General features: G+C 46.6%; 7 protein-coding genes and 2 pseudogenes. 2 read left to right on the plus strand and 7 right to left on the minus strand.

The features are described from left to right. Positions 1 to 111: 111 nt before the first annotated feature. Together fni and IM473_RS16915 are read right to left on the minus strand one after the other, a co-directional pair. The gene (gene fni, locus IM473_RS16910) at positions 112 to 1155 is read right to left on the minus strand and encodes a type 2 isopentenyl-diphosphate Delta-isomerase (protein WP_287657443.1); all 1044 of its coding nucleotides are present in this window, start codon (positions 1153 to 1155) and stop codon (positions 112 to 114) included. Positions 1156 to 1359: 204 nt separating this feature from the next. Continuing rightward, positions 1360 to 1566 (minus strand): annotated as a pseudogene (locus IM473_RS16915) (transposase); the annotation flags it as partial. A gap of 335 nt (positions 1567 to 1901) precedes the next feature. On the opposite strand from IM473_RS16915, the gene IM473_RS16920 reads away from it, so the two are divergent. Continuing rightward, the gene (locus IM473_RS16920; RefSeq protein WP_287657445.1) at positions 1902 to 2687 is read left to right on the plus strand and encodes an SWIM zinc finger family protein; all 786 of its coding nucleotides are present in this window, start codon (positions 1902 to 1904) and stop codon (positions 2685 to 2687) included. A gap of 121 nt (positions 2688 to 2808) precedes the next feature. Here the strand turns inward: IM473_RS16920 and topA are convergent, their stop codons facing one another. Both topA and IM473_RS22785 read right to left on the minus strand, forming a co-directional pair. Then, the gene (gene topA, locus IM473_RS16925; protein ID WP_287657446.1) at positions 2809 to 5445 is read right to left on the minus strand and encodes a type I DNA topoisomerase; all 2637 of its coding nucleotides are present in this window, start codon (positions 5443 to 5445) and stop codon (positions 2809 to 2811) included. Between the two features lie 324 nt (positions 5446 to 5769). Next, positions 5770 to 5862: pseudogene (locus IM473_RS22785) on the minus strand (IS982 family transposase); the annotation flags it as partial. Positions 5863 to 5953: 91 nt separating this feature from the next. Here IM473_RS22785 and IM473_RS16930 point away from each other — a divergent pair. Further along, positions 5954 to 6643: a potassium channel family protein gene (locus tag IM473_RS16930; RefSeq protein WP_002798291.1), complete on the plus strand. Its 690-nt coding sequence runs from the start codon at positions 5954 to 5956 to the stop codon at positions 6641 to 6643. 139 nt (positions 6644 to 6782) lie between these two features. Here the strand turns inward: IM473_RS16930 and IM473_RS16935 are convergent, their stop codons facing one another. The 3 genes from IM473_RS16935 to IM473_RS16945 all read right to left on the minus strand — a co-directional run bounded on the left by IM473_RS16935 (position 6783) and on the right by IM473_RS16945 (position 11956). After that, positions 6783 to 8381 carry a SpoIID/LytB domain-containing protein gene (locus tag IM473_RS16935; RefSeq protein WP_287657448.1) on the minus strand — a complete coding sequence of 533 codons (1599 nt, stop codon included), beginning with the start codon at positions 8379 to 8381 and terminating at the stop codon, positions 6783 to 6785. Between the two features lie 207 nt (positions 8382 to 8588). Beyond that, a complete protein-coding gene (locus tag IM473_RS16940) occupies positions 8589 to 9638 on the minus strand; it encodes a hypothetical protein (protein ID WP_002798288.1) in 1050 nt (349 codons plus the stop codon). 380 nt (positions 9639 to 10018) lie between these two features. Beyond that, entirely contained in the window at positions 10019 to 11956 is a 1938-nt protein-coding gene (locus tag IM473_RS16945; RefSeq protein WP_287657449.1) for a PP2C family protein-serine/threonine phosphatase, read from the minus strand. Positions 11957 to 12236: the final 280 nt, after the last annotated feature.

A 12236-nucleotide genomic window follows, 5' to 3' on the forward strand; every position in this document is an offset into this window, starting at 1 on the left:
GAGAAATCAGATAGTTTAAGGTTTGTTCGCTACTGGTTGCTTTTGTCCCCAAAGTGCCAACGGTTAAACCTTTGACCCCAGGCTGGAGATAAGACAATTCCATTGAAAACTTTAACATGGTTTTAAGGCTCCTGAAATTTTAAGGGCGGATAAATTAGGATTTCCGGTACAAAATAAAACAATTTCAAGTTCAGCAATTAAAAATTTTACCAACTCATCAACGGCGGCTTCTGATTCAATCGCTGCTACCAGAAACGGTCGAGCCAACCCTGCTAAATCGGCTCCTAAAGCCATGGATTTGGCAAGATCTAAGCCATTTTTTAAGCCTCCAGAAGCAATTAAAGGAATGGTTGAATTCACGGACCGAATGGCGGTAATACATTCAGCCGTAGGCAAACCCCAATCGGCAAAAACTTGTCCGAGATGCCGTTGTCTGTTGTCTTTGGCTCTTTGACTTTCGACTTTGGCCCAGGACGTGCCTCCGGCTCCCGCCACATCAATCGCGGCGACGCCGGCTTCAATTAATTTTTTGGCCATCGGCGCAGAGATGCCATTTCCGACTTCCTTGGCGATGACGGGAACGGGTAATTGAGCGCAAATTTGCTGAATTTTAGCGAGTAAACCTTTAAAATTAGAATCGCCTCCCGATTGCACCCATTCTTGTAAAGGATTGAGATGCAGAATTAAGGCATCAGCTTCTAATAATTCCACCAGTTTTAAACAGTCTTCTAAACCGCAGCCGTAATTTAACTGTACAGCCCCTAAATTCGCTAACAGGAGAATATCTGGCGCCAGAGAACGGACTGCAAAGGTCGGCGCTAATTCCGGTTGTTCGAGTGCAATGCGTTGAGAACCCACCCCCATCGCTAAACCATAGCGTTGAGCGACCGTTGCCAATCGAGTATTGACTAAATGGGCTAATTCTGTTCCTCCGGTCATGGAAGAGATGAGAATTGGAGCTTTTAAAGATTTGCCCAAAAAGGTTGTCCCTAGTTCAATATCGCTACGGTCAAGTTCAGGAAGACAACAATGGGTAAAACGATATTTTTCTAAACCGCTTGTAAGTTGTTGAAATTCTACATCTTCTTCGATACAAACTCGCAGATGTTCGCTTTTACGATTTTCAATTTCACTGGGAAGATTAGGCGATGACATAGTTGTTATCAAGCATGAGGGTTAAACATTAAATTGAGTTTAAAAATCGAGTTCTGAAAGCAGTTCATCTAGTTCTGCTTGATTAATATCCGCATCGGGAAAATCCGATGGCGTATAACCTCCTTCTGCCGATAAACAATGGTTAATCAGCCTTTCTAAAGAATCTCGATAAGCAGCGGCTAAATTTTTGATCGTTGGGCTAATTCAAGTCTGAATTGCATCACTATCTGATCTACCTTTATAGAATACCTCATTGGGGGTCTGATAGTCAAGACATTTTCGAGGACGATTGTTAATCAAGTTTACGGCTCTTTCTACCTGCTCTGGTTTAACAATTTTAAAATTCGTTCCCTTGGGAAAAAATTGTCTTAACAGTCCATTAGTATGCTCGTTTAATCCCCTCTCCCAAGAAATTTTGTAGATGGTTTCTTGACATCCTGACGGCCGTAAAACGGACGGCGATTCCCAAAACTCACAATTTGGGTTTCTGCTTCATAGATGACATCCGAGCCAGACGGCTATTTGCCGTTAAGATAAATTTCCCTTTTGACCAAGTTGGTAGAGCAAGTTTCTTTGTTCTATGTTAGGATGTTAAGGGCTTCGTTTTTGGGTCTGATTTGTTGTTGTTAAAGATCAGAATATACCTGATGAGCCTTTCTCTGTCAACTCTTAAGGCTGATGTGTTTCCTTTTTGAATTGGCGTTTTTGTTGGTAACGAAGCTGATAAGCTGTAGGGTAAATAAAAAATGACAGAACAAGCTTGGTGGGTACAAAAATGGCTAGAACTACTCGATTCCTATCGCTTTAAAAAACGCTTGGAACGAGCTAGACTTTACGCCAGAGAAGGCAATGTTTTAAGTATTGACTTTGAAGACTCGCAAGTTATTGCCAGAGTACAAGGCAGTGAATCCGAACCTTATCTAGTGGATTTATCCCTAGTCGCTTTTAGTGATGAAGAATGGGATTATATTATTAAGCTTCTCTCCAAAAAGGCCATTTATTCCGCTCAATTGCTCACAGGACAAATGCCCGATCATATCGAGCGTGTTTTTATCGATAGTGGGGTGAATTTGTTTCCCTTTTCCCTAGCTGATATTCGCTCTCGTTGTACCTGTCCCGATCAAGCCAACCCCTGCAAACATATAGGAGCAGTATACTATCAATTGGGCGATCGTTTTAGCGTCGATCCCTTCCTGCTTTTGCAACTGCGCGGCCGAAGCAAAAGCCAAATTCTGGAAGCTTTACGAGAAAAACGCTCCTATTCCTCTGATAATCAACCTTTAGCAGTCAGTGAACCCCCCACAGTAGTTGAAAAAACTGCCCCCGACAGCACTATCGATCACTTTTGGCAGTACGATGAGGAGCTAGATCCCTCCCTAGTTGTGATTACGCCGGGGAATGAAAATCAAACCATTCTCGACATTTTAGGCAATTTTCCCCTGGCTGCCCCCGAATCGGATGCGATAGAACAATTTTTAAAACCAATTTACCGGCAAATTCCCCAAGAAGCGATGGCGATTGCTTTACAGTAGGGAATTTGGTATATGGGATCAGGCCGGTCAAAGTGGTGCCAAGGACAAAAAAGCCAACTGGATTTGTCCCCGCATCAGGGTGAGGAATTGACCAGGGAGAAAATTGCCTCACCACTAACCGCTAAACCGTCTTACTTTTGCCGGTTTTACTACCTGGGGAAGTAGTTTTTTTGGTGGTGCTAGAAGTAGTTTTTTTGGTGGTGGTTTTCTTGGCAGTGGTTGTCTTGGCTGCTAGGGCCGATAAAGCCTGTTCTAGGGTGAGGGTTTCGGCGGTTTCTCCTTCGGGAATTTTGGCGTTGGTCTTACCGTGTTTGATATAAATTCCGTAGGGACCTTCGTATAATGCCACGGATTCCCCGTCGTCGGGATGTTGACCCAATTCTTTGAGGGGTGGTTTGGTGGAACTACGGGCGCTGCGAGTTTTTTTCGGTTCGGCTAATAAGGCTAAAGCTCGATCGAGGGTTATGGTTAGGATATCATCGCCGGCTTTTAAGGAACGATATTCTTTTTCCTTGCCCTGTTCCTGAACTACATAGGGGCCAAAACGACCTAAGCTGGCTTTAATTTTGCCTCCGGTGAGGGGATGGGTTCCCAGTAGTCGTGGCAGTGCCAATAAACCGACTGCTTGTTCGAGGGTGACATCCTCTGGTTTGACTCCTTTGGGTAGGGAGGCGCGTTTCGGTTTGGGGTTGTCATCGCTGACATCTCCTAACTGGACGTAGGGGCCGTAACTACCCACGAGCAGATAAATTGGCTCTCCGCTGTCGGGATGAAGACCTAATTTATCGGGACCCTCGGTTTTTTGTCGCAGCAGGGTTTCTACCTGTTCGGGGTTGAGGTCGGCGGGGGTTAAATCGGCGGGGATGGAGGCGGTGAGGATTTCATCGCCTCGGGGGACTTCCAGATAGGGACCGTATTTGCCGATCTTGATAGTTGCCTGTAAATCCTCTAAAATCACCGATTTGGCGGTGCTAGAGTTAATTTGACTCTCGCGCTCTTTTACTTGGCTTTCTAGCCCTTTTTCGCCGCGATAGAAGCGATCGAGATAGGGCAACCATTGGGCGGAACCGGTGGCGATATCGTCGAGGGTTTCCTCCATTTTCGAGGTAAATTTGGGATCTACCAGGTCGGGGAAATGATTTTCTAATAGACCGACGACGGCAAAAGCGGTGAAGGTGGGAATGAGGGTTTTATTCCGCATTTGGGCATAACCGCGATCGATAATGGTGCCGAGAATGGTGGCGTAGGTGCTGGGTCGCCCGATTCCTTCACTTTCGAGGGTTTTTACGAGGGAGGCTTCGCTATAACGGGCGGGGGGTTGGGTATCGTGGCTAATGGCTTCTAGTTGGCGACAATTGGGGGTATCACCGACGCTGAGGGCGGGTAAGATTATTTCTTGGTCGTCGATGGCGGCTTCGGGATCGTCGGAACCTTCCACATAGGCGCGGAAAAAGCCGGGGAAGTCGATTCTTTTGCCAGAGGAGCGAAATCCGGCATTTTCTACCTGAATATTGACGGCGATCTGGGTAATGCGGGCATCGGCCATCTGTGAGGCGACGGTACGTTTCCAGATTAGGTCGTAGAGGGCGAATTCTAGTCCGCTCAGGCCGGTTTCCCGGGGCAGGCGAAAGCTACTACCGGCGGGACGGATGGCTTCGTGGGCTTCCTGTGCGCCTTTGCTTTTGGTGGTGTACTGCCGGGGTTGGGGACTGAGGTAATTTTTTCCGTACATTTGTTCTACACAATTGCGGGCGGCGGTGATGGCCTGATCGGAAAGATGGACGGAATCGGTCCGCATATAGGTGATGTAGCCCTGTTCGTAGAGATTTTGGGCGATTCGCATGGTGTCGCGGGCGGATATGCCCAGTTTCCGGTTAGCCTCTTGCTGTAGGGTGGAGGTGGTGAAGGGGGGGGAAGGTTTGCGAGTGGTGGGTTTTTCTTCGGTGTGGCTAACGCGCCAGATTTTGTCTTCGATGCGTTCTTTTAAGGCGGCGGCGGTGGCTTGATCCAAAAGTGTCACCTGGCGACCGGGGAGCAGTCTGCCGGTGTCGGCATCGAAATCGCTCCCATTTGCCACTTTTTGACCGTTTAAGGTGACTAATTTCGAGTCGAATTGATTTTTGTCTTTTTCTAAAGTCGCTTTTAGGTCCCAATAATTGGCGGTTTTAAAAGCCCGTCGTTCCCGTTCCCGTTGCACGAGCAGACGCACGGCGACGGATTGCACCCGGCCGGCGGATAAACCTTTGGAGATTTTTTTCCAGAGTAGGGGGGAGAGGGTATAGCCGTAGAGGCGATCGAGTATGCGGCGGGTTTCTTGGGCGTGAACTAAATTTTCGTCGATGGAGCGACAATTTTTGAGGGCGGCTTGGATTGCTTCTTTGGTGATTTCGTGAAATACCATTCTTTTGATGGGTATTTTCGGGTTGAGTACCTGCAAGAGATGCCAACTGATGCTTTCGCCTTCCCGATCTTCGTCGGTGGCGAGGATCAGTTCGCTGGCCCCTTTGAGGGCTTCTTTTAATTCTTTGACGACTTTACTTTTGGTTTTGGGGACGACGTAGAGGGGGTCGAAATCGTTCTCCACATCTACGCCCAAATTGGCCCAGGATTTGTCTTTGTGGGTGGGGGGAATTTCTTCGGCGGAGGCGGGCAGATCGCGGATGTGGCCCATGGAGGCTTGGACTCGATAGCCGCTAGGCAGATAATTGCTGATCGTCCGAGCTTTGGTGGGGGATTCGACAATAACCAGGGTTGACATAGGAATTGATCACGAGGGCATCGCCACAGCGACTGTTTTAGTTAGACTGACAATCGTTGTTTGATGATGGGCAAAAGTTACTATTTATCTTGACCGGCTTGATTCCGGTCAAAAGCCACTTACTACGATAATAGAGATTAAAGCTGGTCTTTTGTCACTAACTTCTTAACAAAACTTAATATTTTTCTGGAGCGGCGATCGGACTCAAGGCACTGCCGGCGGCCGCAGGGTAATATAATCCGTTTGAGGAGTGGGAATTATGAATTATGAATTGGGGGGTGGGGAGTGCCTATCGCTTACAGGTGTAGGTTTATTACAAAGAGGTGAATCGGGCCAAAGCCTTGTCTGTTCTAATTTAGGTTCAAATACACGGCATCCGTCGTCGACATGACAGAAAAGAGCTTCTAGACTGAACATAGATGGGTTGAGGGTGCTGAGTTTATATATTTTTCAGCTTACTAGCCTCCGCCTTTTCTTTCCACCCTTATCCCGAACTGACGTTAAAATTATGCAATCAATTAAATTTTTTAGTAGTATGCGTCCCCAAAATCGTCAATTTGCCGTCATCGGATTAGGCAGATTTGGGCGCGCTGTCTGTGAAACCTTACGCAAACAAGGTTATCAAGTGGTAGCGACAGATATTGACGAAGGATTAGTAGCACAAGCGTTATCTGATCGAATAGTAGATAATGCGATCGAGCTTGATTCTACCAAACCTAACGCCCTGCGAGAAGCGGGAATTTTTGAAACCGATACGGTGATTGTCGCTATTGGTAAATACGTTGAAGAAAGTATCATTACTACTCTCAATTGTAAGGAAGCCGGAGTTAATTTTGTTGCCGCTAAAGCCTCCACAGAAATCCATGGAAAATTACTAAAAAAAGTTGGTGCAGATTTAGTAGTTTTTCCCGAATACGATGCCGGTTGTGAGTTAGCGCACCGTTTAACTAGACCATCAATTTTAGAACGATTTGATCTCGATCCCGAACATAGTATTGTCGAGTTAAAAGTCCCGGAAGCTTTTCACGGTAAAACCCTAGCAGAGTTAGAAATTCGTAATCGTTATGGGTTAAATATTGTCGCTGTTGGTAATGCAGAAAAATTCAAGATTAACCCCAATCCCCAAGAAAGATTATACAAGGATTTAGCCATGGTGGTAATTGGTTCTAACCGAGATATTCAGCGTTTACCAATGTAGAATTTAGTCAAATATTTGCTCTACTTAGTTTCTAACCCTCTTTTTAGGTAGGAGAATTGTCAGAGCCTTTCTCTTGCCTATTGCCTCTTGCCTCTTGCCTCTTGCCTTCAGAAACTGATAACTGATGACTGATAACTGATTAATTTCCTCGCCAAAAGACAATCGAATTATTGAGAGGTTGGATGATGGTGCCGGGATAATAGAAAGCGAGAATTTGTTCAGGAGACCAACCCAAACGGGCTAAATTATAGGAACCAAATTGACTTAATCCTACCCCGTGGCCGAAACCGCCACCAATAAAGTTATAACCCTGGATCTGTCGATTGGTATCGTAGATAGGATCGATGTAGAATAGGGTACTGCGAGGCGGTCCCAAAGCACTACGCACCTCATTTTTATGCAGTTCCAAAATCCCCTTATCGGTTTGAATGGTCATAGTCAGAATCCGACCAGAAGGAGAGCGCTTAGTCACTTCCATCCATTGGATTTTCTGGAAGTCGGCAAGGGGATGTTTTCGCCGTGTTAGATAGGTTTCTAGGTCTTGACTCAAATCAGCTAAAGAAGCTTGTTTTTGCCAGCGAAAAACCCGTCGTCCCGTCTCATTAAAACCATCTTTAAGATTAATAAACTGGCGAAAAGTTGTCTCATTAGCGAGAGATTGTTTCGACAGGTCCCAGACTCGATTGGGGGAGTCCACCACTGCCCGGAGATAAGGTCTTTCTTCCCCATCCCAAACATCACTAAAGAGGGCAGTTACTCCGCCGGTGGTAGAGGAATAAAGGGCATCCACTAACTCATTTTGGTAGGTTAAAACTAGGCCTCGCGTGGCCGTGATCGCTTGATCAGCCCGGGGATTAGTTCCCGTCAATCCATAATAAACTTGACAATGGGTATCGGCACAGAGTTCGTAATTATCGGCTTGAAAACGGCGGAGATTGCGGAGGGCGTAGGTACGGGCGATAATAGTTTGCGCTTGGGTGGCACTTTCTGGGGCATCATGACCGATTTCGTGGGGTACAACCCCACGCAGGTAGGTTTCGAGGGGAACGTTATTAACTAGGGTAAAAGTGCCGTAGGCGTTGGGCTGTAGGCGCATGGTTCCCCCGTACAAACGTACTTGCTCGGGGCTATGGGTGACTTGAATCAGGTTTTTTTGGCTCTCGATTTCTAATTCTTTGGGAAAATAGCGCACCCCGTTGATCTGGAAAGAAACTTGCGGCTTTTCTTTGAGTAAAACACTATTAATATAGGGTTGATTGTGGCCTTTGGTTTGCAAACTGGTCAGCAACCAACGTCGCACTAGGGGATTTTCATAAACTTCTCGCTTTGCCCAAACCTGCCAGCGTCCGGGTTGGGTAATTTCTACTTTAATGCCCATTTTTGCCCAATTTTTGGCGCTATTTTCGGCGGTTTCAAAAGTGGCGTGGTCGCTCAAAATGACTTTTTCTTGGAGGATGGGAGAAGCGAGGGGACGGGGAATAACTTCTAATTGTAGGCGATTGGTTTGCAGAGTTTGGGATTGGCCATCTTCTCCCACCATGCGGAGGGCGAGATTATCACCACTGGTACTACTCAGGGTTAATTTTTCCTTGGCTTCATCGCCAAAACGTTGGACAATGCCCACTCTCAGAAGGACATCCTTGGCTATAGCGGCAGGAATTAGGGTTAAACTGAGCAAGATCGCCGCAGTTATGGAACCGATGCTAATTATTGGTTTTTTTTCCTTTATCTTTAGCATAAAGTCAAGTATCTGTTAATAAGTTTTCATAAAAGTTGAGGATATTCAGAGATTATAGCAGCAAGCTATCAGCTTTTTAGCCATCAGACTTCGGCGTGAGCTTTTGTCGAACGCTTTTTGCTCCTCACTTCCCACTGATAACTGATTACTGCTCACTGAAAAGTCTCCCCACTTGCCAATTCATAATTCATAATTCATAATTCCCATCTAACTTCCCCCATCGCTGATAATGCGTAAACGTACCATTTTCTGGCCACCTTCATCCAGTTCCACTTCGATCACTTCACTGGTTAAACTTTCCAAACAGGTTAACATCGATCGCAGATGGGGATTACTTGCTCCCGTATCCACATAGAGGCGATCGGACAAACTACCTAAACGTTTCCAAGTAGTATAAAGTTTAGCCACGGCTTGCTCTAATTGTGTGGCTTGTTTAACCAGATCCGCCGCCGTATTGAGGCAATCGACGCGCAAAGCTTCTTCTAGAGCCATCTCAATATCTAAATTACCCCGTCGGAGAGTTTGTACTTGGGCCGCCGCATCGAGATATTTGGCTAAACTGCGTGCTTCCGAGGTGATTAATTTTACCGTATCTACATCGGGATTAGCGGCGATTTCTTGACGGAGAGTGTCGATATGAGTATCGGGTAACTTTTCTAATTCTTTCACTAGGGGAGCGAGATGACGCGCCGGTAAACTACCATCGCTGGCTTTTTCTTTCACTTCATCGGGTAGTAAGTCTGAACTCATCGCCGTCCATTCATCGGCCAATTGTTTCACCTCCCGACGAGTAATTCTCTCCCCTTGTCGGGCTGCATCACTGACTAATTTTTGAATTTCGGGGGCAGATTTGGCCGTTTCTACGAAGGCCCGTTTACTAAAATTATTGATACTATCGGGATCTAGTTGTCCTTCCGCCAGGAGAGTATCAGCACTATTAGCCAATTGAATCAGAGCATAAGCTTGACTTTTAGTGATTTCTCGCTGTTTTAACCAGTTTAAAAAGCCTGTACCGCGACTATCACCGCCTTGCTTCTCCCGGTCGCGAATAGCTCGCAAAATTCGCCCCCGCCAGATTTCCGTTTGCAAATCAAAGCGATCGCAGACTTTCCAAAAAGAATCCAGTTGCTGCTGAAAATCATGATCTTGGATGGTTTCATCTTCGGGATCCGGCAGTTGAAAGTTAAACTCTAGAGGCGTTTCAAAGGCATCAATGATCGCGGAGGTGTCGGAGGAGAACGTGGCAGCATCAACCATAGGATAGACTCGGCAGTTAATCGGGCATTTTATCTTAACTCGCTCTGGCAACCCCCGACAAGCCGATTAATCATCAGCCACAGTTAATAGTAAATCCTGTTTAAAAGGTGTAGGAGAGTGGGAATTATGAATTATGAATTAGGAAGTGGGGAAGTGGGGAAGTGGTGAAGTGGGAATTATGAATTATGAATTATGAATTAGGAAGTGGGGGAAGTGGCTCTTCTGGTTTCTGTGTGGAAACGGGGTCTATACTGATAGAATATCCGCAAAATAGTCCTAAAAGTCTTGCCCAATAAGCACTTCAGGATTCCATAAGCAAAAATTATCACACAAAGTCGAGAAGAGCCGGGAAGTGGGAAGTGGGAATTATGAATTATGAATTAGGGATTGGGGGGACTCGGACTGGTGACAGGTGCGGGAGAAATCGATGGATTGGAAGCGGGATGACGACCCAAGAATTGCCAAGCGATCGCAGCCAGCAAACCGAGAACACCGACAGCGATCGCTACCACGACTAGGGGTGAAACCCTAGTGAGCGCGGGGGGAGAGGTAGGACTAGGAACAGAAGAAGATGGGGGGGTGGGAGTGGGTATTGCTGTCACCACTTCTTCTCCGGAGTAGGTGTCTCCGCTGTGATCAAAATCTTGGTCATTAAGATCGGGAATAATCCGTTCTTTGGCCTCAGCATAAATTAAAGGCCTGACAGGTTCAGCCGCAGGAACTACCCGACAATAAACTAGGGCGATGGTGGAGTTATCGTGACCGTTTTTCTGGTTAGCTAGTTGTAATAAACTTTCCCCCACGGCGGTTACATTTTTCTCTCCTCGCAAAAGAGGCACAATTTCACTGTCCCAGTATTGTTCTACCCGATCGTAATCACTTAAACCATCGGAACAGAGGAGAAAAACACAGTCTTGATCAACAATCAGCCTCTGAACGGTGGGATAGAGATTAGTGGCGCTACTCATGCCCAAAGCTTGCACCAAGGCCCCGGCGTTGGGATACTGTATGGCATCACGATAGAGGAGATAGCCTAATTTCACTTCCCTAGAAGCGAGATCATCATCCACCGTCACTTGATGACAACTGTGGGCAGTAATCCAATAGATGCGGGAATCCCCCACATGGGCCGCGTACATTTCCTGGGCCTGGGCAAAAGCCATAACTAGAGTCGTACCCATGCGCTGACGATCTTGTCTTGACTCCTGATCATTGCGTTGACTGATCAGATCATTGGTGACACGAATCGCCTGTTCGAGGACAAGACTGTAACTATCGGGATAGATTTCAATATCACTGGTGGGACTGGGATTAATTTCCCTAGGCAGGGTTTCGATCGCCAATTGAGCAGCGATTTCGCCCCCTTCCTGACCGCCGATGCCATCACAGACAATCGCCAGGGGCTTGCCCTGAGCTTTGTCGAAGGGATTTTGACCATGAGCGAGGGTTATGGCCTGATTAGCTGGGGGATAACAGGCATCCTCGTTGTGTTCCCGCAGCGGACCGGTATCGGTGCAGGTGAAAATCTCATAGCTGCGTTCTTGACCTGCACCGTAGTGCTGTAGTGCATAATCGAGGATAGCGATCAGGGATTCCGGGCGATCGAGATCACCGGATTCTAGCTCTTGGGTCAGGGATGCGAGAAAATCTTGAATATTAGCGGCTGCCGTCGGCATCAGACCGGCCCACAGGGCCCCTAAATCTCGTAAATTGGGAGCGGCAGCCTCGTCTTTGCTTAATTCTAGCAATTGCAGCAGCTGATTATTCACTCTCGTCAGAAAAGGGTTAAGCAGACTGGAAACCACAGCTTTTTTCTGGAGGGGATGCCAGAGTTTGGCCATTTGCCATAACCAGTGAATTTGTCTTAAATCGGAAGCTTGCGACCAAACCTCGGCCAAAGTGGGCAATAGTTCTGGATAAATTAATTCTCCCGTTTCGTCGAGGGGAATAGTGCCGTATTCCAACAGCCAGATGTCCATATTTAGGCGTTCATCGGGACTGGGAATATAGCCATAGACTTGGGGAATATGGAGATGGAAGGGTAACAATTTTAGGTAGAGGGAAATCCAGCTAGGAGGTTCGTCCGGCGCTTGGGGTGCTTGAGCGGGTTTAGTATCAAGAACAATTTGTGGTTGTTTGACCAAATAACGATTATCAATTAGCTCGCCAACATGATAATAGGTTCTCACCCAATCACCCATCATCCATAAATAGCGCTTAACTAAAGGAGTACCGCATTTTTCACAGAATCTATTAGTGAGAGCGTTCGGGGATAGACAGGTTAAGTTTTGACATTGGAGGGTTGTCAGGGAGTCCATGAAAACTGCTTACTCCTAAAGCGCGGTTAGTATAGGTTAATAAAATAGCGTGTTTTTATCCACGATGACTGCCAGTATATTGCAGTGTTTCCCAAATTTTACCCTTTGTCGCTCGATCAGGAATAATTAATGCTGACAGTGCCATCTCTAGGGGTATGTCTGGGGTTGGGGAAGTGGGAATTATAAATTATGAATTATGAATTGGGGAGGTGGGGAAGTGGGGGAGTGGGAATTATGAATTATCAATTATCAATTATGAATTATGAATTGGGGAAGTGGG

The organism is Microcystis sp. M015S2 (assembly GCF_020245945.1).
Taxonomy (GTDB): Bacteria; Cyanobacteriota; Cyanobacteriia; order Cyanobacteriales; family Microcystaceae; genus Microcystis.

Excerpts from the sequence above, each read along its gene's own strand:
- IM473_RS16935 (WP_287657448.1), bottom strand. The coding sequence starts at position 8,381 with ATGCTAAAGATAAAGGAAAAAAAACCAATAATTAGCATCGGTTCCATA.
- fni (WP_287657443.1), bottom strand. The coding sequence starts at position 1,155 with ATGTCATCGCCTAATCTTCCCAGTGAAATTGAAAATCGTAAAAGCGAA.
- IM473_RS16940 (WP_002798288.1), bottom strand. The coding sequence starts at position 9,638 with ATGGTTGATGCTGCCACGTTCTCCTCCGACACCTCCGCGATCATTGAT.
- IM473_RS16930 (WP_002798291.1), top strand. The coding sequence starts at position 5,954 with ATGCAATCAATTAAATTTTTTAGTAGTATGCGTCCCCAAAATCGTCAA.
- IM473_RS16945 (WP_287657449.1), bottom strand. The coding sequence starts at position 11,956 with ATGGACTCCCTGACAACCCTCCAATGTCAAAACTTAACCTGTCTATCC.
- topA (WP_287657446.1), bottom strand. The coding sequence starts at position 5,445 with ATGTCAACCCTGGTTATTGTCGAATCCCCCACCAAAGCTCGGACGATC.
- IM473_RS16920 (WP_287657445.1), top strand. The coding sequence starts at position 1,902 with ATGACAGAACAAGCTTGGTGGGTACAAAAATGGCTAGAACTACTCGAT.